Origin of the sequence: Rhodococcus sp. (in: high G+C Gram-positive bacteria) (assembly GCF_049591685.1) — a bacterium.
Classification (GTDB): domain Bacteria; phylum Actinomycetota; class Actinomycetes; order Mycobacteriales; family Mycobacteriaceae; genus Rhodococcoides.
Window position 1 is genome coordinate 31,858 of the sequence record NZ_JBAWFH010000173.1, and the last position, 23,465, is coordinate 55,322.

Below are 23,465 nucleotides of genomic sequence, written 5' to 3' on the forward strand. Positions count from 1 at the left end.
CCCCTGCCGGCCGAAACGAGGACCTCCTAACCGGCTCAGGTGAGTGTTAACCTGCTCGAGGCTGGAGGCAGGGTAGCCTTTCCTCAGTTTGGAGACCTACCGCTCCGGCCGGAGATCCAGAGCAGCCGACGGTAAGGGGTACAACCGGATGCAACGGCAGGACACAGATCGCAACGCAATTCGCGTGATGGTTGCCGAATTGATCGGGGCCGATCCAGGCACCGTGCGCGACGACGCCGATCTCTTCGAGTTGGGGCTCGAATCCATCGTCATGATGAGATTGGTCGGCCGATTCCGGAAGTCCGGTTCGAGCGTCACCTTTGCCGACCTGGCGGCTACTCCGACGGTGGCATCCTGGTCGCGCCTTCTGACGGAGGCGCACGAATCGGAGGCCGCACCTGCCGCCGTCTCGGCGGCCGAGCCCGACTCCGTCAGTTTCGACCTCGCGGTGCTCCAGCACGCTTACTGGATCGGCCGCAACTCCGAACAGCGCTTCGGCGCCGTCGCGCCGCACCTGTACACCGAGTTCGACGGCGCAGGGATCGACCCGGTCCGACTGCGAAAGGCCCTCGAGGCCGTAGCGAACCGGCACGACATGCTCCGAGCTCGCATCTCGGACAACGGGACCCAGACCATCGAACCTCTACCCGGGTGGCGCGGACTCACTGTGCACGACTTGCGGACGGTGAACGATGTGGACGCAGCGCTCGATACGACACGGACGATGCTGACGCACCAGATGCTCGATATCGAAGCAGGCGAGGTATTTTCGGCCGATCTTTCGCTGCTACCCGGCGGGCGGACCCGCTTTCACCTCGACGTCGACATGATTGCGGGAGACGCGGTCAGCTTCCGCATCCTGCTGCACGACCTGGCGATCGCGTACGGCGGCGAGTCCCTGTCCGTCATCGACTACAGCTACTCCCGCTATCTTGCCGAACGTCCCCGTGACCGTCGGCACGCGCGCGAACGCGCCGAGCGATACTGGTCGCAGCGATTGGAATCACTGCCGGGCGCTCCGACTTTGCCTCTGGTCGAGCACGATTCCGGATCGGCCACGGCAGCGCGTCGCTCCGTGTTCCTCGATTCCGACGCCTATGCCGCCTTGCAGTCGAACTCACGGGCACACGGCGTCACGCCGGCTGTCGCGGTGGCGACTGCGTTCGCAGAAGTCGTCGGTGCGTGGTCGCGCGAGCAGCACTTCATCATCAATGTGCCCATGTTCGACCGCGCCGCGACGCACCCAGACGTCGGTAGTCTGATTGGAGATTTCTCGTCGTCGGTGATGCTCGAAGTCGACCTGTCCGAACGCCGGTCTTTCACCGAACGCGCACGCACGCTGCAGAACCGCCTCCACGAAGACGCATCGCACGTCGACTATTCGGGGGTCGAGGTGCTCCGCGACCTCAGCCGTCGCCGAGGAGAGCCAGTGCTGGCACCCATCGTGTTCACGAGCGCTCTCGGGCTGGGGGAGCTGTTCGACCGTAGTGTTCGCGAGACGTTCGGCGACCCCGTGTGGATCATGTCCCAGGGGCCCCAGGTGGTCCTCGACGCGCAGATAACCGAGATCGACGGCGGAGTTCTCGTCAACTGGGACATCCGCGAGAGCGAGTTCCTTCCCGGCGTACCGGACGCGATGTTCGATGCATTCGCATCCCTCCTGCGAAGCATCGTGGACGTCGGGGATGCCGCGTGGGTGGTCCCGGTCGGGGAACTAGCTCCCCGGAATCGAATCGAGCCGCGGGTACCCGCGGCCGACGTCCCCAGATCGGACACGCCCCCGTCGGCGGGTATGGACTCGTTGCACCGTGGCTTCTTCGATGTCGCGCGCCGCACTCCCGATGCGGTGGCGTTGGTGTGGGCCGACAACCGGTCGATGACCTACTCGGAGCTGAGCGATCGTGCCCTCCGGGTGTCCGCCGCGCTGATCGACGCCGGGGTCGCGGTCGGCGACACAGTGGGGGTGACCCTGCCGAAAGGTCCCGATCAAGTGGTCGCGGTGCTCGGCATTCTCGGTGCGGGAGGCGTCTACGTCCCCGTCGGGGTCGATCAACCTGCTGATCGCGCCGAACTCATCGCGCGGCGTGCGGCCTTCCGCGTCACCATCGGATCAGACGGCGACGGCGTTCTGACAGTCGCCGATGCTCTACGGCACAACCCGATCGCGGTACCCCACCTCGGGGCAGACAGCGACGCCGCTTACATCATCTTCACCTCGGGATCCACCGGTGAGCCCAAGGGCGTCGTGGTCTCACACCGGGCTGCCATGAACACGATTTCGGACCTGATCGAACGCTTCGAACTCGACGCCGGCTACCGCCCACTGTGTCTGTCCGAGTTGGATTTCGACCTGTGCACGTTCGATCTGTTCTCGGTGTTCACGACCGGTGGCGGCGCGGTACTGATCGAAGAGCACGAACGCAAGGACCCACAGCGCTGGGCCACCCTGATCGTGGCGCACCGGGTCACCGTCATCAGCTGTGTTCCGCCGTTGCTGGACATGATCCTCTCCACCGGTGCCGATCTGGGCGATTCGCTGCGGCTTGTGATGCTCGGAGGCGACACGGTCACCCTCGATCTGCACGCCCGGTTGGTCGATGCGGTGCCCGGATGCCGATTCGCCGGTCTCGGTGGAGCGACCGAAACGGCCATCCACAACAGCGTCTGTGAAGTTACCGCAGTCGACCCGCATTGGCGGACGGTGCCTTTCGGTGTTCCCCTTAGGCGAACGGCGCTGCGCGTCGTCGACGAACGAGGACGCGCGGTGCCGGATTGGGTTCCCGGCGAGCTGTGGGTGGCGGGCGCCGGGCTGGCCGACGGCTACCTCGGTGACGAAGAGCGAACGCGTCAACGTTTCGTCGAGGACGGAGGATATCGCTGGTATCGGACCGGCGACCTCGTACGTTACGTCACGGATTCGATGGTCGAATTTCTCGGTCGCATCGACAACCAGGTCAAGATCAACGGGTTCCGCGTCGAGTTGGGCGAAGTCGAATCCGTACTGGTCGAAGATCGTGAAGTACGCTCTGCTGCAGCAGTGTTGGACACGACCGCCGCGCCGTCCCTCGTTGCGGCCGTGGTTGTGGAGGACTCGGCGTCGGACGGTGCCGACGTGGTGGCGCGGGTCATGTCGCGGATGTCGCAGCGTCTCCCCAGCCATATGGTGCCCGATCGCATCGTGACCGTATCGGCTCTTCCGGTGACGGTGAACGGCAAGATAGATCGTTCTGCCATCGCGACATTCGTGCGCGCCGATGGTGAGTCGATGCGTGCGGCGGCTCACGTCGCCCCGCGTACCCCCCTCGAAACCGCGATCGCGACGATATGGCAGTCGGTTCTGCGAGTGGAGTCGGTGGGCGTCACCGACACGCTGTTCGCGCTCGGTGGTGACTCGGTACTCGCGACGTCGATCGTCGCACGACTGCGAGAAGTGCTCGATACGACAGAGCTCACCGTTCGCACAATATTCGCGGCGCCGACCGTCGCCGGCCTCGCCGAGCAAATGATCACCGCGGAGGGGTCGGCCGAGAGGCTGGAGACGGTTGCCGACATGTTTCTCACGATCGAATCCATGTCCGAGGACGAGCTCATGGCAGCACTCCACGAGCAGAGCACTTCGTGACTCCCTTCGGCGATCGGCCCGAAATACTCCGAGAGCGAGATCCCATGCCGCACTATGTTCCGTTCGAGTCCGAACGAGAGCAGGCGTACGTCGAAGCCGGCTTGTGGCGCGAATGTGCGCTGCCCGAGCATCTCGCGAGGTGGACTGCGCAGTATTCGACACGTCGGGCCGTGACCGACGACGCCGCCGAGCTGTCCTATGCCGAACTCGGCCGGCGGGTGCGCAGAATGGCAGCGGGGTTTGCCGACCGGGGAATCGACAGCGGTGACCGCGTGGTCGTGCAGCTGCCGAATACCGTGTCGTTCGTCGTCGTGTTGTTCGCTCTGCTCGAGCGCGGGGCAATTCCCGTCTTGACGTTGCCTGCTCATCGCCGCCGCGAGATCGTCCATCTTGCGTCCACGTCCGGCGCCGTCGCGTACGTGGTGGCCGACAGTGACGGACACTTCGACTTCACTGCGCTCGCCGCCGACGTACTCGTCGAGGTACCGGGAATTCGTACCGTCTTCGTCGACGGCGATGCGGGAGCTTTCACCCCGCTGTCCGCGGTCGACGGGTCCGTCCGTGATTTTCCTCGTCCCGCGGCCACGGACGTCGCTGTGCTGTTGGTATCCGGTGGAACGACCGGCCTGCCGAAGTTGATACCGCGAACTCACAACGACTACGAATACAACGCGCGAGCCAGCGCCGAGGTGTGCAAGCTCGAGGCCGACGACGTCTACCTGGCGGTACTGCCTGCGGGCCACAACTTCCCGCTGGCATGCCCCGGCATTCTGGGCGCGCTCGGCGTCGGCGCCTCGGTGGTGATGACACGTGATTCAAGCCCCGATCACGTGTTCCCGCTGGTGCAGAAGTACGGGGCTACCGTGACCGCTCTGGTGCCGACACTGGCGCACCTGTGGTGTGAGGCGACCGAATGGGAGGATGCGGATCTTTCGAGCCTGCGACTGCTGCAGGTGGGGGGCTCGAAACTGACCCCGGAGGTGGCCAAGCTGGTCGCGCCGACCCTCGGATGCACGTTGCAGCAGGTGTTCGGGATGGCCGAGGGACTACTGAACTACACCCGCTTGGGCGACGACGAGAACGCGGTGATCGGCACCCAGGGACGGCCGTTGTCGGACTACGACGAGGTACGAATCGTCGACGGTGACGGCAATGACGTGCCGACGGGCGAGGTAGGTGAGCTGCTCACCCGTGGCCCGTACACGATCAACAGCTACTACGGCGCGCCCGAGCACAGCGCGACGGCGATCACCCCGGACGGCTTCTACCGAAGCGGAGATCAAGTGAAGGCGCTCCCGACCGGGCATCTCGTCGTCACCGGGCGGATCAAGGACGTCATCACCCGCAACGGAGAGAACGTCGCCGCCGACGAACTGGAAGACATTCTCGTGACCTACCCGGGCGTCTCCCGTGTCGCGGTGATCGGCGTCCCGGACCCCCATTTGGGAGAAAGCGTCTGCGTCGTGGTCGTGCCCAGAGGTGAGGTACCGAGCGTCGGAGACCTGCGTGCATTTCTCGTGGACTGCGGGTGCGCGAGACACAAGCTTCCAGACCGTGTGGTGGCTCGAGAAGCACTGCCGGTCACAGCAATCGGAAAGGTGGACAAGGCGCTGCTGGTAGCCGAATCCGCCGCACGGCAAGGAACCCGGTGACCATGGATCTCGAAGACGTCAAACGCAAGCTGCTCCAGGACCGCCTGCGTCGCACCAAGGGCGCAGGCAGCGCTGTAGGTAGTGACAACGCTGTAGGTAGTGACAACGCTGTAGGTAGTGACAGCGCTGTAGGTGGTGGCCCCGTTGCTGGGGGCCGTCCGCTCGCGGATACTCGGTCGGCGCAATTCGTGTCGATGGTCGAGCGATTCGGCGGCATCGACGATGTGTGGCCACTGTCTCCGCTGCAGCTCGGCCTGGTCTTCCAGCAGGGGGTCGACCCCGACTCGGCGCGGCTGTACACGGTGCAGAACATCGTCGAGATCGATCGACGCTTGGACGACGACCGGGCTCGGCGCGCCCTCCAGGTCATCGTCGACACCAATCCGACTCTCCGGACGGCCTTTACGACGTCGGACGAGGAATCTCCCCAACAGGTCGTGCTGAGCACGGTTGCGGCCCCGTTTTCGGTGCACGACCTGACCGACCTGGAACCGGCGTCCCTCGACTCGCAACTGAATTCGTTGGCAGCGGCGGATCGAGATCGATCATTCGACACCGCGGCCCCGCCTTTGTTCCGGCTTACGTTGATTCACCTACCGGGCGGCGTCGATCGCCTGATCACCACGTACTGGTTCGGGTGCTTCGACGGTGGTTCGTCGGCGCTTCTCGTCGACAACATGCTCGATCACCACGATCGCGTCGAAGAACTGCGACCTGAGGTGAACAACGCCTACCGCGAATACCTGCGATGGCTCGGAAACGTCGACACCGCTGCCTCGGAACGTGCCTGGCTCGAATATTTCGGCGATCTCGACACACCCACCCTGCTGGCGGCGGAGGGTGCAGGCGTTGGAGGGCGTCCACGACGCCATGAGCATCGAATGTCGGCCTCGGTCTCGGCAGCTGTGGAAGCGGTGGCCCGTCAAGCGAATTCCACGCTGTTCACCCTGCTGTCCTGCGCGTGGGCCAGTGTGCTCATGCAGGTGGCGGGCAGGGGAGACGTGGTGTTCGGTACCGCCGTCGCGGGTCGGCCGATGGAGGTGCACGGGAGTAGCACGGCGATCGGGGCGTTCGTGAACACCGTCCCGATCCGGGTGTCCGCCAGTGCGGCCGATTCGGCGGTCGACGTGGCCGTGCGCATCCAGGATCAAAGACTCGATCTTATGGCGCACGACGGTGTCGGTCTCGGAGCGATCCAGAAAGCCGTGGGTGCGGGTCCGTTGTTCGACACACTGCTCGTTCTGCGCAACGCGTCCGCACCCGCGTCGCCGACGCACACGGTGCGCCACGTGTCGACGGTCGACGGTTCGGAATTTCCCATCTCGATGGCGGTGGACCCGGGAACCCGGTTGAATCTGTCGATCACGCACCTGCCGGACGCGGTCGACGACCGTCGCGCGAGGGAAATACTCTCGGCATTCGCGCGCGCGATCGAAACTGTTGCGCAGCAGCCGAATCTGGCGTTGTCACGTTACCCGGTCGCCGAGCAGGCCGGTATCGTCGACAACGGTTACGACGGCAGATTCGACAGGCTCGGCGACACGACGATCGCCGAAATGTTGTCCGAACGTGCAGCGTCGATACCCGACACGACGGCCGTGGTGTTCGGCAATCAACGAGTCACGTTCGGTGAGCTCGAGGCAAGGGTGTCGTCGTTTGCTCGGGCGTTGCTCGTCCGCGGCGCGGGCCCGGAACGAATCGTCGCACTGGCACTTCCGCGCTCACTGGAGACGGTGGTCGCATTGTTCGGCGTGCTGCGAACCGGATCCGCCTACCTACCCTTGGAACTCGACTATCCGACGGACCGGCTCGATGCGATGCTGGCCGACGCAGCGCCTGCAATCCTGGTCACGACCTCCGATACCGAGCGTCGGGGTCTGAGGACGAACGCCGTGCGGTTGATCACGGACGATCCTTCGGTGCTCGCCGAGCTGAAGACCGATGTTGCACCGGATTCGGCCCTATCGGCGGCGTTCACGCCCGGAACCCCCGGACGGCTCGAGCACCCGGCCTACGTCATCTACACCTCGGGCTCGACAGGTGCGCCGAAGGGCGTCGTGACGCCGTATCGGGGTCTGACCAACATGCAGATCAACCACCGCGACGAAATCTTCGCTCCTACAGTTGAAGCCGAGAACGGGCGGATTCTACGGATAGCGCACACCGTGTCCTTCTCCTTCGATATGTCGTGGGAGGAACTGCTGTGGCTCGTCGAGGGACACGAGGTCCACGTCTGCGACGAAGAACTGCGGCGCGACGGCGACGGCTTGGTCCGATACTGCGAGAACAACTCGATTGACGTGGTCAACGTGACACCCACGTACGCTGCGCAACTCGTCGATCTCGGGCTGACGAAGACGTCCGATGGTCGACGAATGCCTCTGGTCCTGCTGGGCGGGGAAGCGGTACCGGACGCGCTGTGGCAACACCTCGACGGTTTCGGGTACAACCTGTACGGGCCGACCGAGTACACGATCAACGCTCTGGGGGCGAGAACGTCGAGGAGTTCGAGTCCCTCGATCGGCTCACCCGTTCTGGGTACCAGGGCCTACGTGCTCGACCAGTGGATGCGCCCGGTCCCCGTCGGTACGGTGGGCGAGCTTCACCTCGCCGGTGTCGGAATCGCGCGTGGATATCTGAACCAGCCCGGCCAGACCGCGTCCCGCTTCGTTGCCGATCCGTTCGCGAACGACGGCGGCTGCATGTATCGAACGGGCGATCTCGTAAAGATTCGGCCGGACGGGATGTTCGATTACCTCGGACGTTCCGACGACCAGGTCAAGGTTCGCGGCTACCGAGTCGAGACGGGTGAAGTCGAACTTGCAGTGTCCAGGTGCCCCGGAGTCGCGGCCGCGGTGGTCAGAGCTGTGCCGATCGGATCGGGATCCACAGCGCTCGCGGCGTATGTGATTCCCGAGGGGCGAACGCCCGAATCCTGGGTTCCAGGCGATCGGGAGTCGCACTCTGCACTGTTCGGTTCGATCCGCGATGCGCTCGTCGGCATGCTCCCCGAGTACATGGTGCCGACGATGTTCGCCGCCGTGAACAGCTTTCCGATGACGGCCAACGGGAAGCTCGACGTGCGTGCACTACCCGACGTCGACGCAGCGGACCGCCAGGACTACGCGCCGCCGCGTACTCCGATCGAGACGATCCTGTGTGACATCGTGGCTACGGTTCTGGGACTCGACACCGCGGGAATCGACGACGATTTCTTCACCCTCGGAGGAGACAGCATCACCTCCCTTGCCGTCGCATCTCTTGCGCGCAAGGCATCGATCGATCTCCTGCCTCGCGAGGTGATGCAAAAACGGACAGTGCGGATCTACGGCGCTGATCTCGCATTCCGAGGCGATGCACCTACTCCGGTCGACCTTGGTGGCGCCGTCGTCGAGATTTCGCAGGACGAGTTCGAAGAATTCGAAAGTAGCGTGTGAGCCGAGACATGACAACCGAAATCGACACCCCCGGCGAATCGAAGATCATCGACATCCTGCCTCTGACGCCGCTGCAGACCGGGATGTATCTGCAATCTTCCATCGCGCCTACCGGCGACGATCCCTACCTCTCCCAAACGGTCGTAACCTTTGCCTCGAAGATCGAACCCGGCCGCCTCGACGCCGCGCTGACGCTGATCCTCACCCGATATCCGAACGTCAAAGCATTACTGCGGCAACGAAAGAACGGGGACCTGGTCTGGGTGGTCCCGCGTGCGTCCGAACCGGTCTTCACCCGCGTCGACGGGGTGACCTGGGACGAATTCGTCCGACGTGACCGAGCCTCCGGATTCGAATTCTTCGGAGGGCCACTCGTGCGTTTCGCGCTTTCGGCAGAGCCGGAGGTGTCGAAGTTGCTGATCACCTATCACCACGCCCTGATGGACGGATGGTCCGAGGCAATTTTCGTCGACGAACTCATCGAAGCGTACCGGCGGGGTGCTTCGGCTCCACTCGACCCGGCACCGAGCTTCAAGAATTTTCTCGGCTGGACAGCGAATCGCGATCACGATGAGGCACGCCGCCGATGGGCACGCTATCTGGACGGCGTCGAAGGACCGACGTTGGTTGCGCGGCAGAGAGCTACGGCTGCAACCGAAGCGAGAGGTGGCTCGCGGACCAGGCTCGACGTCGAAATCAGCGATGCAGTGCGAGGCGGCGTCACCGCCGTATCCCGGGAGCACGGGGTGACGACGAACGTGGTGGTCCAGGCTGCGTGGGCGCTGACCCTGGCCGACTTGACCGGCCGCGACGACGTCACCTTCGGAATGGCGGTGTCGCTGCGGCCTTTCGACCTCGACGGCGCCTCCTCGATGGTGGGTCTGATGTTGAACAGCGTGCCGGTGCGCGTGAAGATCCATGATTCCGATAGGTCCGGAACGATCCACGCCGCCTCGGATCTGTTGTCGCGCCTACAATCGGACCATATCGAGCTCGAGGAGTTTCGGTTCCTCGGGCCGGCGGACATCGCAGGAACCACTTCCTTCAAGCAACTGTTCGACTCGATCGTCGTGTACCAGAACTATCCGAGCGCGCACCGGCGGGACGACGGGGTCGCTACCAGCGTCGAAATCTTCGGTGCTCACATGAGCTTCCCCATGGCTCTGATAGTCGGGCCGGATCCCGAATTGTGGGCGTTCGTGATCCATGACGATCGTTTCGTGAGCGCTCGCACCGCGGCGCGATACGCGCAGACGTTCGCGGCGATACTCCGCTCGCTCACGTCCGACTCCGGCGGGAGCTCGTCACGGCTGCTTCCCGAGCATTCCGAATCGTCCAGCACCGGACCTTCCCGAGACGTGCCGTCGCTGGAGCGAATGTTGACCGACAGGTTCGCCGAGTCGTCCGGCGACATCGCCCTCGTCGTAGGCGACACCCCGACCACCTACGCACAGCTCGAGGCCCGTGTCGTCGCTGTCTCCGGTGAGCTTCGCCGACGGGGAATCGGCGTCGAGAGCCGAGTCGCAATCGCCTTGCCCCGCGGCGTCGACATGGTGGCCGCACTGCTCGCGACCCTCGACGTCGGGGCAAGCTTCGTGCCGATCGACGTGCGCTATCCGATCGCTCGCATCCGTCATATGCTCGCCGACTCGGGGCACGACGTGGTGGTGATCGACGATTCCGCACCCATCGAGATAGTCGATAGTCACCGTGCCGTGCGGCTTTCGCCCACCTCGCTCTCGGGCGAACCGCACACCGACCGCGCGTTCTCGCGGTGGGTACCGCCCGAGGCCGGGGCTTATCTCGTCTACACCTCCGGTTCCACCGGTGCACCGAAGGGTGTACTGGGGACCCGAGCTTCACTGGCAAACAGGCTGGAGTGGGCAGTCGAAGCGTGGGGCCGGCCTCGGAACCGACTCGCCAAGAGTTCGTTCTCCTTCATCGACGGCGCGACGGAATTGCTGACGGGCCTACTTGCCGGGCAGCAGGTGGTGCTCGCGCAGGACGCCGATCATGCCGATGCGGCCGCGTTGTCCGCGCTCGTGTCACGTTCGGGTGCGCAGCAGATCACGGCTGTCGGATCGCTTGCCGCGGTACTCGCCGAGACGGCAGGAGAACAGTGCTCGTCATTGACGAGCTGGGTTCTCAGCGGCGAGCCGTTGAGGGCCGCCACGATCGAAGCAATCCGGCGAAGCACGCCGGACGCCGACATCGTCAATTCCTACGGATCATCCGAAGTCGCCGGTGACGTCGCAACCGAAAAGGTGGGGGTCGAGCCCGACAGTATCGGTGTCGCTGTGGCCAATACGGCGGTTTGGCTGTTCGACGCATTCTTGCGACCCGTGCGCGAAGGGATCGCCGGAGAAATCTACGTCGGAGGAGTTCAGGTCGCGCGCGGATACGTCGGGAATTTCGCCGAGACGGCCTTGCGGTTCGTGGCGGACCCCAACGGGACTGGGGAGCGCGTCTACCGCACCGGGGATCGTGCACGCATGGGTGAGGACGGTCGGATCGAATTCTTGGGCCGCGACGACCGCCAAGTCAAAGTGCGTGGTCATCGGGTCGAACTCGGCGAAGTCGAAGGCGCGACGGCAGCGGCGCCTTCGGTCACCGATTGCGCCGTGGTGGCAGCCGAGGGACCGCAGGGCGGAGCCGTTCTGATCGCGTATGTCACACCCGCCGAGGTGGACCCCGATCGCGTACACCGCGTGGTCCGTGACTTGGTTCCGGATTACCTGACACCCGCGTACGTGGTACCGCTGCGAGAGTTGCCCAGAACCCCGAACGGAAAGGTGGACCGGCTGACGCTGGCCGGTCGTGGTCTTCCCGACCGCAGAGCCCGCACGTCGCGTTCGCCGAGCACGGACGGTGAAAAGCGACTCGCAGAACTGTTCGCGACGTGCTCGCACATCGGCGATCCCGCGTCGTTGGGGGTGGACGACGACTTCTTCGCGCTCGGGGGCGACAGCATCACCTCGATCACCTTGGTCTATCACGCGCGTAGGTCCGGCTTGTTCATCACAACAGCGGATGTGTTCGAGTGCAGGACGATTGCGCGGCTGGCCGAACGCGCCGAATCCGGTGACGATGCACCGGTCGCGGATTCGCGCCGCGTGAGGGACCTGCTCGACGTCGCCGAGACGGCGGAACTCCGCGAGCGGGGAATCGATACGGACCTTGCTCGGCCGGCGACACCGCTGCAGCAGGGATTGGTGTTCCAGTCCGTTGCTGCCGGTGACGGAGTAGAGGAAATCTACGTCATTGCAACCGAGTTCGAGGTTTGCGGTGAGTTGGATTCGAACAGGCTGGAGGGTGCTCTGGCAGCCCTGACCGACCGGCATCCAGCCCTCCGTTCACGTTTCGTAACGCTGCGTACCGGCCGGACGGTCGCAATACACGACCGAACACAGGTGGCTCTGCGCAGGTACACCGTGGAGTTGTTCGATTCGGCGGCAGCGCGAGCACTCCTGGACGACGAGCGACGGACGTTCGACATCGAATCCGATTCGTTGATCCGGGTGCTGGTGTTGGACCGCGGGACGAACGTGCATCGAGTCGTCTTCACCCTGCATCATCTGCTCGTGGACGGATGGTCCGTCGGAACCGTCGGCACCGAGCTGTTCAAGCTGTATCGCGGCCGAGAACTCCCCGCAGCCGCGAATTTCGACGACTATTTACTGTGGCTCGACCGACGGGATCACGCTGCGTCGATCGAAGCATGGCGCGCCGCGCTCGGTTCGAATCCGACGCCGACGATGTTGTCGACGTCCGAGGCAAGCGCCTCGCGTACCCGGTCCTGCGAGATCACCTTGCCTTTCGGAGTCGACGCCACTGCCCGGTTCACGGCGGCGGCTCGGCGCCGTTCCGTCACGTCGAGCGAGTTGATCAACGCCGCGTGGGGGATTGTTCTGTCGGGCTTCACCGGAGCCGATTCGGTTTTGTTCGGCTCGACGGTATCGGGGCGACCTGCCGATCTCGACGGCGTCGCCGACACGGTGGGTTTGTTCATCAACACCGTTCCCGTGAAGGTCGACGTCGGCGGCGGTGCCACCGTCTCCTCGGTATTGGCGCGTGTTCGAGATTTCACCGTAGCGGTTGCCGCGCACCATCATGTCGGGTTGGCGGACATTCAGAAGGCAGCGGGTGCGCGAACGCTGTTCGACACCCTGGTGGTGTTCGAGAACTTCGCCGCAGCCGACACATCCGGTATCGACACCGAGGGTATCGCCACCGAGGGTATCGACAGCGAAGATTTCTCGGTGTCTGTCAGCGGATTTCACACCGTCACCCATTACCCGCTGACGCTGACCGTGTTCCCCGGTGACACCATGTCGCTGGTGGTGGAGTACCGACCCGACTTGGTTTCGGAGTCCTCTGCGCGGGCGGTAGCGTCCGGAATGCGCACGGTGCTGGCGGCCTTCGTCGGCGACGGGGATCCTGCCATCTCCTCGATTCCCTTGATGGACGACGACGGCATCCGGCGGGCGACGTCGGTGCTCGCAGGTAAGCGGTTGCAATATCCCGGCGGCACACTGCTCGACGTGTTCGCCGAATGCGTCCGCGACAAGCCGGATGTCGAGGCAGTGCGGGACTCCTCCGAGTCGTTGACCTTCGCCGAATTCGATCGCCTCACGAACCGGGTTGCGCGCGGCGTCATCTCAGCAAGAGCGAAAGCCGAGGACGTCGTGGCAGTGTTCGTACCCAGGACGGCAGCCTCCCTGGCGGCCATCGTCGGGGTGATGAAGTCCGGCGCGGCGTACCTACCGATAGATCCGGAGTGGCCGTCGGACCGGATTCGACAGATTCTGCGCGAGGCTCGACCGGTGCTGACGATCGACGAGCGCACAGCTTCGGCGATGACGGCCTCGCAGAACGACGCTCCCATAACGGATTCCGAACGTGCAGCACCGCTGCACCCCGATCATCCGGCATACGTGATCTACACCTCGGGGACGACCGGCACGCCGAAGGGCGTGGTGGTTCCGCACCGTGGTTTGTCGAACCTCTTCCATTCGCACCGTGACAACGTGCATACGCCGACCGCAACCCGTGGCGGCCGGTCGACTTTGACTGTGGCGCATGCCTGGTCGATGGCCTTCGACGCGTCGTGGCAACCACAACTGTGGATGTTCGGCGGCCATACCCTCCACCTGATCGACCAGGACACCGTGCTCGACCCCGCTGCACTGGTGAAGTATCTGACGTCGGTGTCCGCCGACTTCATCGAGGTGGTGCCGTCATTGCTCGAGCAGATGCTTCGGGTCGGGTCGGTGGACACGCTCAGCTCGGTCGGGGTCGGCGGTGAGGCGGTGTCGCAGGAACTGTGGAACCGTCTGCGCGCAACGGACGGTCTGGTGGCATACAACTTCTACGGTCCTACCGAAGCGACGGTCGACGCCGTCTTCACCTCGACCGAATTGTCCGAAGAGCCGGTGATCGGGCGCCCGGTGACGAATCTGTTCGCGTACGTGCTGGATCGGTCGTTGCGCCTGACTCCGACGGGAGTGCTGGGGGAGTTGTATCTCGCCGGGCCCGGTCTGGCGCGGGGCTACCGTGACGACTCGCCTCGCACTGCCTCGCGTTTCGTCGCCGACCCCTTCGGTGCAGATGGGGGCAGGTTGTACCGGACGGGCGACCTGGTCGCATGGACCGAAGAGGGCACGTTGCGCTACGGCGGCCGAGCCGACGATCAAGTCAAAATTCGTGGGCACCGCGTGGAATTGGGCGAGGTCGAAGCGCGGCTGCGCAGCGTCGACGGCATTGCCGATGCTCGCGTGGTCGTGCCCTCGGAAGACCGAGCAACACTCGCGGCGTATGTGGTGCCCGACGGAGGAGTACTGGATCCGTCTGCGATACGAGCACGAATGCGAGAGGTGCTGCCGACGTACATGGTTCCGGCGACGGTGACCGTGCTCGAACGTTTCCCGGTGACCGCAAGCGGAAAACTCGACGTGGCGGCGTTGCCCGCTCCCGCATCCGACCACGCGACCGGTCGTGCACCGACCTCGGATATCGAGCACCTGATCTGCAACGCCGCCGCCTCGGTCCTGCACATCCCTGCACTCGGTGCCGATGACGACTTCTTCGATCACGGCGGCGACAGCATCATGGCCATGGAGCTGTCCGCACGCCTGCGGGCGGACAACTTTGCCCTTTCGCCGCGAGATGTGGTGCTCTACCGGACAGCCGAACGGCTGGCTCACCGTGCAGTTTCCGGGGTGGCCGAGGTCCGTCGGACCGCAGCGCCGCACGGCGTGGTCCCTGCGACGCCGATCGTCCGCTGGGTGGATCAGCTGGGTGGCTCCATCGATGAGATATCCCAGAGTGTGCTGCTGAGCGCACCGACAGAGCTCACCGAATCAGGGTTGATCGAACTTCTCGAGGTACTCGTAGCTCGACATCCGGTTCTGAACTCTCGATTCGAGCGCCACCCCGGTGCCGAGTCGGTCTTCACGGTACTGCCCGAGGCCATCGCGGATGTGACCGAATGGATTTCGATCGACGATGTCGACGGTCTGACGGACGCCGAACTCGGCGAGCGGGTGACGAGTGAATCACGTGCGGCGCGCGGGCGGTTGAATCCCGGAACGGCACGAATGGTGGACGTGTGCTGGCTGCGCGGCGAGCGGACGAGCGGATCGAGCGGTGAACTGCTGCTGACTCTGCACCACCTCGTCGTCGACGGGGTGAGCTGGCGGGTTCTGCTTCCCGACCTCACCGCGACGTGGAGGCGGATGCAGACAGGCGTGCCGCACGAACCTGGAGCGGTCGGTACGTCTTTCCGCGACTGGGCGCACGAGATTCACAGGGCGTCGGTATCGGATGCCGTTGTGGCAGAGACGGAGTACTGGTCTGCCATCACCAGCGATGCCACGCCGATTCCGCTGTTGCGGCCGGTGGATCACTCGATCGACGTCGGTAAGTCGGTCAAATCGGTGTCGTTCACGCTGACGCCCGGCGAGACGGCCGTGTTGCTGACAGCCTCGCAGGCAACATTGTCGGCGACCGTCGAACACGTTCTGATGGCTACCTTCGCTGCGGCGGCTGCGGTGTGGTGCGGGGTGGAGGAGGCGGACGAGTGCTCCTTCGTCGTGGATGTCGAAGGACACGGACGTACGGGTGCGACCGCGGAAGGAATCGACGGATCCACACTGGATGGATCCACAGTTGTCGGCTGGCTCACCGCGATCTACCCACTGCGCTTGACTGCAACTGCTCGCGATCACCGCGCCGTGGTGGGTGAATCGACGAAACCCGATGTCGCTCTTGCTGCTTTGCGGCGTATCACCGACGGTGCCGCACGCAGCAAGGATTCCGTACCCGGCGACGGTTCGTCGTACGGCATGCTGCGGTGGCTGCATCCCGACATCGGACCGGAGCTGGCCCGACAACGCGCCGCCGACATCGAGTTCAACTATCTCGGCCGGTTCGACGTGATGACCGGCGGCGACTTCGGTGCGAGCACACGGCGAAGCAGTCTGGATTCGTCACCGGGTGATTCGACGCCGTGTGACTACGCGCTGATCGTCGACAGCGTCGTACATGACAGCGTCGTACATGACAGCGTCGTAGATGGAGGCGGGTCCACCGGGTCCGGTGCTTCCGCATCCTCGGTGCTCGAGGCGACGCTGACGTGGCCCGATGGTGTGCTCGATGCGGTGGAGGACCTGGCCGGCGCGTGGCATGCCGCGTTGTCCGCCGCCTGCCGAGTTCTGACGGGTTCGAGCACGCACCAAAACGACAACTGAGGCTAGGGTTACCTTCACTAGTGCTACTTTGTTAGCCGCCTCACCCGTCCGGGTGTGGACGGTGGGTTCGCCACAATGCCGAAAGGTTCTGAGCTGAAGATGATTATTCGCACCAGGTGGATGAGGAGCGTCGCGTCGATCGCAGTCGCGGGAGGCCTGACGATCGGCCTCGCTGCGGGCTGCAGCAGCAGTGACGAGGAGCCGTCGTCGACCCCATCCTCGCCCGATTCCGCGTCATCCGCATACCCGGTCACGATCGAGTCCGCACTCGGCTCGGCCGAGATTGCAGAAGCACCGACCCGGGTCGCGACCTGGGGATGGTCCAACCAGGATGCGCTTCTGGCGCTCGGTGTGGTCCCCGTGGCCATGCCGACGTTCGACGGGGCCCAGTACGGCGCCGACGACCGGGGAATCCTGCAGTGGGACGCACAGGCTTTGGACGATCTCGGTGGCGAAACACCGAAGTTGCTCACCGGGGACGGAACCGGCCCCGCCCCGGTCGAGCAGTTCGCCGAGGTGGACCCCGACCTGATCTTCGCGCCGTATTCGGGTCTGAGCCAAGAGGACTTCGACGCTCTGTCGCAGATCGCGCCGGTCGTCGCATACCCGGGAGAGCAATGGACTGCATCTTGGGAGGAGCAGCTCACCATTGCCGGTAAGGCACTCGGCAAGGATCAGGAAGCAGCAGACCTCGTCGCCGACGTCGAGAAGCAAATCACGGATGCAGCCGCGAAGTATCCAGCCCTCGAGGGCAAGACGGTGACCATTGCGTTGCCCAACGCCCCGGGCACGTTCGCCGTCAGCAAGAGCGGCGACGTGCGCGTGGAATTCCTCGAACAGTTGGGCCTGGTCAACGAGCCGACCATTCAGGAGGCCGATCCGGCCAAGGCCGCCGACGCCGTCTACTTCGAGTTGAGCCTGGAGCAGGCGTCGCTGCTGAAGCCGGATGTGCTGTTCGTGGTCGCATACGACAAGGAAACTCTCGGTGCGTTCCTTCGCGAGCCTGCCGTCGCCTCCCAGCCTGTATCCACGGAGGGCCGGGTGGCATCCACCGAAAGCCTCTCGGTGGACAAGAACTTCGCCTTCGGCGGTCTGACTGTGCTCACCATCCCGTACATCCTCGACGATGTGGCGTCGGCATTGAACGCTGCGGCCGAGAACGTACAGGGCTGATTCTCTTGGTGTCCGGACCATCCGGCACGCCAAGTCGTACCCGAGAAGGAGAGTGTGCATCGTGGCCAGGTCTCATCGACTTCAGGTCGTTTTTCCCGAAGTCGTTCGCACGGCGACGGTCATCGACACATCGTCACTCGGTTCGGGGATGCGGCGAATCGTGCTGGGTGGGCCGGAACTCCGATCGTTCGCGGCGGGAGGGTTCGAATTTCCCGCACTTCGAAGCGAGGGTTTCGACGACTTCGTCCGCCTGTTCTTTCCCGTCGACGACGCAGGCACGATGGTATTGCCCGCCCAGCACGAGCGAACCGTGGAATGGCCACGCGACCCGCGGCCGGTGTCGAGGAACTACACCGTCCGCTCGTTCGACGAGGAGACGGCCGAGTTGACGCTCGACTTCGTTGCGCACGACACCGGAATTGCATCGACCTGGGGCCGGCGGTGCACGCGAGGTGATCGCATTCCTCTTCTCGGGCCGGTGCGATCGGGGCACGCTCCGTCGGATGTCGAATGGGTGTTGCTCGTCGGTGACGAGACAGCCCTGCCGGCAATCGCACGATATCTGGAAGAGGCACCCGTCGGCGCTGAAGTTCGGGTGTTCGTGGAAGTAGCAGATGCCCAGCACGAACTGCCGATGCCGACCGAGGCGAACGCCGAGGTCACCTGGGTTCATCGAAACGGTGCGGTGTCGGGCACCGGAGTCCTCCTCGAAACGGCGGTGCGCAGTGCGCCTTGGTGGGAAGGCAGCGTTTTCGCATGGGTGGCGGGAGAATCCACCGCGTTGAAGGGAATCCGACGCTACCTCCGTGAGGATCGTGGTCTGCCACCGCACATGGTGGAGATCACGGGGTACTGGAGGCGCGCAGCAGTTCGCACGCGCGCCGACGACCCGGAAGTTCCCGATCTTGCAGCCGGTGAGGCCGAACCGTTCGACAAATTGACCGAGCGCGCAGAGATAATCTCACCGTTCGCGATTCGAGCGGCCAACACCCTGGAGATTCCACGCCTTATTGCGGACGGTGTGCGCGATGTCGAGGAGCTCGCCGAAGCTACCGGAACCAACTCCGCGGCTCTTGCGAAGTTCGTGCGCTATCTGATTGCGGTCGAGGTGCTGGCAGTCGACGCCCAGGGTGCGTTGATGTTGGCGGATGTCGGCGAAGCGATGATCGGCGACGACTGGATCGCGAATTGGCTCGATCTGGACGGAATCGAAGCCCGAGTCGAACTTTCGATCACCGGGCTCGTCGACAGTCTGCGCACCGGTGGGGCGAGCGTGAGCGCGGTCACCGGGTCGACGCTCGGTGAAGATCTCGCCAAGCATTCCAGGCTGGCCAGGCTGCACCACAATCATATCGCCGACGAGGCAGCTTTTCTGGGCCCTGCTCTCGTGCAGGACTATTCGTTCGACGGAGTGTCGAGGTTGTTGGTGACGGGGGCGGGCTCCGGCGTCGTGCTCGGTGCGATTCTGCCTCGCTACCCGGAGATCGCCGCCGATGTACTGGGCTTGCCGAGCGAACTGGATCTCGTTCGGGCCGACCTCGCGACGTGGCCCGAGCTGGACGCGCGAGTCCGCAACTGTCCGCAGAGTGCGCTGGCCCAGCCCGGCGTCATCGCAGACGGGGGCGTCGACGCCTACCTGTTGCTCGAGATCACCGGACACTACCGGGACGACGATCTCGAACTGCTCCTTGTCAATGCCGCGGCCGGCCTGCGTGCGAACGGGAGGCTCGTCGTGGTCGAACGGCTGCTGGACGACACATCGGTGAACGAGGACCAGGCGGAGTTCGATCTGCTGATGTTATGCATGCACGGAAGCGGAGTCAGGACGCGGTCCGAGTTCGAGTCCGTCGCAGCTCGAGCCGGATTGGCGATCACGGCGCACCGCTTGGTCGGGTGGGGAATCGACGTGCTCGACCTCCGCCAAGCCGTTGTGCCATGCGCCTAGTTAGGTTAGCGTTGCCTTCGAGGGCCCGCGCATCGACCAGCGAACGACACCGATGCCGCGTGCGATGCAGGGTGCCGAACCCGCGATGAAGTGTCGCTGACACTCTCGGGATCAACCGGACCCATTTCGAATCGAGGAGTCGACGAGTGATGACCGTTGTCGAAGACACGACGGTAGGTGTATCCGGGAGCGACGAGACTTCACTGCAGATGGGATTGCGGAACGTTGTGGCACTGGCCGAATCCGGCCTCGCCGACGAATACGTGGTGTACGAAGACCGAAACAACTGGGTGTTCGCCGGCGGCACGACAGGCAGCGTCGTATTACGCACTCGAACGATAACGACCGCCTGGCGAGACGGAGCGCCGCGAACTCGCGAGTGGTCGGGGAATCCGGCCGATGCCCTCGATGCAGCATGTGCCGAACTCACGCGGGATTCCTGGAATGCATACGGGCTGGTGGGTTTCGACTTTGCCGTGCACCTGCACGGCACCGTGTCGGGCAGGGGATCCGACGATGTCCTTGCGCACCTGATCGTGCCGCGATTCGAAGTTCGGTTCGGTGCGGACCACGGCAGCAGGGTCGAAGTCGCAGGGAGTGATGTCGATCGCGATGCCGTCCTCGCGGTATTGGAGTCGCTCGGCGAGTCCTCGGACAGCTTCGACGAGGGCGGCAACGTGCAGAGCGCCCACGGACGAAGTGATGTCGACGCCGAAGTCGATAACGACAATTATCGCGATCGGGTTGCAGAAGCGGTCAACGAAATTCGTCGAGGTGATTACTCGAAGGTGATCCTGTCCCGTCGAGTCGCTGTTCCGTTCCACGTCGACTTGCCTGCGACTTACCGGGCCGGACGAACGGCGAATACCCCCGCACGGTCGTTTCTCCTCAGGCTCGGTGACATTTCGGCGGCGGGGTTCAGCCCCGAACTGGTGGCATCGGTCGATGCACACGGTGTCGTGATCACACGTCCGCTGGCAGGAACGAGGGCGTTCGGGCGCGGCATGGAGCTCGACGCAGCTGCGAGGGAAGATCTCGAGCGGGACCCGAAGGAAATATCGGAACACGCTGTTTCCGTACGCACCTCGTTCCTGGAGCTCGAATCGGTCGCGCGCCACGGGTCGACGGTGGTCTCGGAGTTCATGAGCGTCCGTGAGCGAGGCAGTGTGCAGCATCTCGGATCGACGGTGCGCGCACGACTGCGCGAGGGAGTGTCGTCCTGGGGTGCGCTCGCTGCGGTCTTCCCCGCGGTCACTGCGTCGGGGATCCCCAAACGCGAAGCGATCGATGCGATCACGCGGTTGGAGGACACACCTCGCGGTCTCTACTCGGGCGCCGTCGTGAAGGCCTCGTCCACGGGCGAACTCGAAGCTGCGCTCGTGCTGAGGGCGGTCTACGAACAGAACGGTTCTGCGTGGCTCCGAGCAGGCGCCGGAGTAGTCGGGCAGTCGACACCCGACCGGGAGTTCGACGAGACGTGCGAGAAGCTCGCGAGCGTCGCCCCATATCTCATCCGAACGAAGGAGAAAAAGCTCTGATGCAGCGCACCATGTTGGGCGGAAAAATTCACCGTGCCACCGTCACGCACGCCGACCTGCACTATGTCGGCTCGATCACGATCGACAGCACTTTGATGAAGGCTGCCGACCTCATCGAGGGGGAGCAGGTCCACGTCGTGGACATCACCAACGGAGCGCGCCTCGTCACCTACGTGATCGAAGGGCACCCGGGGTCCGGCGTCATCGGAATAAACGGCGCCGCAGCACACCTCGTGTCTCCCGGTGACCTCGTCATCATCATGTCGTTCCGTCAGGTGGAGGATGCCGAGATGACCAGGCACCGACCGTTCGTGGTGCACGTCGATTCCGACAACGACATCGTCGGGCTCGACGACGACCCGACCCGGCCGGTTCCCGGTGCGCTGGATCAAGTTTCGGGCGCGAGCATCCGATGACCGCCGGTGTCGACGAGTACGACTTCCTGGGCGTCGGGTTCGGTCCGTCCAACCTCGGTCTGGCCATCGCCATCGAAGAACACAACAACGCGTGCGCGCCCAGCGAGCGACTCACCGCATGCTTCGTGGAGTCCAAGGACGCCTTCGCCTGGCATCCCGGTATGTTGCTCCCCGGCACGACCATGCAGATCTCGTTTCTGAAGGACCTCGTCACGCAGCGGAACACGGCGAGCAGGTTCACCTTCTTGAACTACTTGTCCGAGCACGGCCGGCTGAACCATTTCATCAACCTGCAGACATTCTTTCCGAGCAGAGTGGAATTTCACGACTACCTTGCCTGGGCCGCGTCGAACGTCGACGCGGAGGTTCGCTACGGAACCCGGGCGGTCGAGGTGTTTCGGTCTGACGACGGTTACGGCGTCCGTACGAAAGGAGCCACCGGCGCAACGATTCACGCGAAGAACATCGTGTTGGCGGGTGGACTCTCCGCCAAATTGCCCGACGGTGTCACTGCCTCGGCCCGACAGTTCCACAACCACAACCTCCTCGGTGATCTGAAGGAGCTTCCGTCTCGCTCACACCGTAGTTTCATCGTGATCGGTGCGGGGCAGAGTGCAGCGGAGGTGGCGGACTACCTGCATGCGACCTACCCCGACTCATCGGTACACGCGGTGTTCGGTAAGTACGGGTACAGCCCAGCCGACGACAGTCCTTATGCCAACCGCATTTTCGACCCCACCGCGGTGGACGACTTCTATTCCGCTTCGATCGATTTGCGCAACCAACTGCTCGACTACCACCGCAGCACCAATTATTCCGCCGTCGATCTCCCGTTGATCGAGCAACTCTATGCCCGTGAGTACGCCGAGCGTGTCGACGGGGAGCGTCGACTGTTCGTGCACGGCGCATCGCGACTGATCACGACAATCGAGGACGCAGACGGTATCCGGGCTTCGGTCGAGCACGGGCCGACCGGGCTGCGTGAGGACCTGGTGTGTGACGCCGTCGTCTACGCCACCGGGTTCACTCCATTGGACCTGCCCGGAATCCTCGGCGAGCTACTCGACGAGATCGAATTCGACGCCGCAGGACCGCGGATCTCGAGGGACTACCGCGTGGTGACGGGCGGCGGCGGCTCCGTCTACTTGCAGGGCGGAACCGAGCACACACACGGTTTGACCTCGTCGCTGCTATCGAACATTGCGGTCAGGAGCGGCGAAATCGTCAAGTCGGTGGCCGGGGCCAGGGTTCCTGCGCGAGTCTGATCGGAGAAGACCTCTTCGATCGCCATGATAGCGATCGAAGAGGTCTTTTCAGCTGTACGACGTTCCGAGTGCGGAGAGCATCGTTCCGAACTTCGTGATCGTCTCCTGCAGTTCGGATTCGGGATCGGACTCGGCAACGATTCCGCCTCCCGCATACGCCACGAGAGTGTTCGAGTTCGACTGCGTTTCCGCGCATCGGATGGCGACCATCCACTCACCGTCGCCCGATCGGTCACACCACCCGATGGCGCCTCCGTAGAAGCCGCGGGCACCTTCCAGTTCGTCTATTTCCTTGTAAGCCAGGTCGGTCGGTGTTCCACATACCGCGGGAGTGGGATGTAGCGCTACGGCCAATTCCAGGGAACTCGTCCTGTCGTCGGACAGCTCACCGCTGATCGGGGTGCCCAGATGCCACAGCTGTGGGGTTCGGGTGAGCGCCGGTTGCGTAGGAACATCGAGTGTGGCGCAGAACGGTTCGAGGGCAGAGCGAATCGCGTCCACGACGAAAGCGTGTTCGCGCGCATCCTTTGCCGACGCTTCGAGTGCGAGTCCGCTCTCGCGGTCGCATTGCTCGTCGGTGAACCTCGGGGCCGAGCCCGCAAGCGGGTGGCACGTCACGCGTCGACCGACTGTGCGTACCAACACCTCCGGGCTGGAACCGGCCAGAGC

10 protein-coding genes are annotated in these 23,465 nt (G+C 64.1%); 9 read left to right on the plus strand and 1 reads right to left on the minus strand.

Annotation, left to right across the window (positions count from 1 at the left end; genetic code table 11):
- The first annotated feature begins 148 nt into the window (after positions 1-148).
- The 9 genes from WBQ44_RS07490 (at position 149) to WBQ44_RS07530 (ending at position 22,796) form a co-directional block, all read left to right on the plus strand.
- Positions 149-3,622 (plus strand): non-ribosomal peptide synthetase, encoded by a 3,474-nt coding sequence (locus WBQ44_RS07490; protein WP_495566085.1) that lies wholly within the window; start codon positions 149-151, stop codon positions 3,620-3,622.
- A gap of 44 nt (positions 3,623-3,666) precedes the next feature.
- On the plus strand, positions 3,667-5,274 hold the full coding sequence (locus WBQ44_RS07495) for a (2,3-dihydroxybenzoyl)adenylate synthase (RefSeq protein WP_495566086.1): 1,608 nt from the start codon (positions 3,667-3,669) through the stop codon (positions 5,272-5,274).
- A gap of 2 nt (positions 5,275-5,276) precedes the next feature.
- Positions 5,277-8,711 (plus strand): non-ribosomal peptide synthetase, encoded by a 3,435-nt coding sequence (locus WBQ44_RS07500; RefSeq protein WP_495566087.1) that lies wholly within the window; start codon positions 5,277-5,279, stop codon positions 8,709-8,711.
- A gap of 8 nt (positions 8,712-8,719) precedes the next feature.
- The gene (locus tag WBQ44_RS07505) at positions 8,720-16,459 is read left to right on the plus strand and encodes an amino acid adenylation domain-containing protein (RefSeq protein ID WP_495566088.1); all 7,740 of its coding nucleotides are present in this window, start codon (positions 8,720-8,722) and stop codon (positions 16,457-16,459) included.
- 99 nt (positions 16,460-16,558) lie between these two features.
- Positions 16,559-17,632, plus strand: a complete 1,074-nt coding sequence (locus tag WBQ44_RS07510) for an ABC transporter substrate-binding protein (RefSeq protein WP_495566089.1) — start codon at positions 16,559-16,561, stop codon at positions 17,630-17,632.
- A 61-nt stretch (positions 17,633-17,693) separates the two neighbouring features.
- On the plus strand, positions 17,694-19,577 hold the full coding sequence (locus WBQ44_RS07515) for an SIP domain-containing protein (protein ID WP_495566090.1): 1,884 nt from the start codon (positions 17,694-17,696) through the stop codon (positions 19,575-19,577).
- Positions 19,578-19,726: 149 nt separating this feature from the next.
- On the plus strand, positions 19,727-21,115 hold the full coding sequence (locus tag WBQ44_RS07520; protein WP_495566091.1) for a salicylate synthase: 1,389 nt from the start codon (positions 19,727-19,729) through the stop codon (positions 21,113-21,115).
- Positions 21,115-21,531, plus strand: coding sequence for an aspartate 1-decarboxylase (gene panD, locus WBQ44_RS07525; RefSeq protein ID WP_495566092.1), 417 nt, complete (start codon positions 21,115-21,117; stop codon positions 21,529-21,531). Before WBQ44_RS07520 ends, panD begins: the two co-directional genes overlap by 1 nt.
- Positions 21,528-22,796, plus strand: a complete 1,269-nt coding sequence (locus tag WBQ44_RS07530) for a lysine N(6)-hydroxylase/L-ornithine N(5)-oxygenase family protein (RefSeq protein WP_495566093.1) — start codon at positions 21,528-21,530, stop codon at positions 22,794-22,796. The genes panD and WBQ44_RS07530 overlap by 4 nt, the downstream gene beginning before the upstream one ends.
- A 48-nt stretch (positions 22,797-22,844) precedes the next feature.
- Here the strand turns inward: WBQ44_RS07530 and WBQ44_RS07535 are convergent.
- A partial coding sequence (locus WBQ44_RS07535; protein ID WP_495566094.1) for an isochorismate synthase occupies positions 22,845-23,465 on the minus strand: 621 nt, incomplete at its 5' end.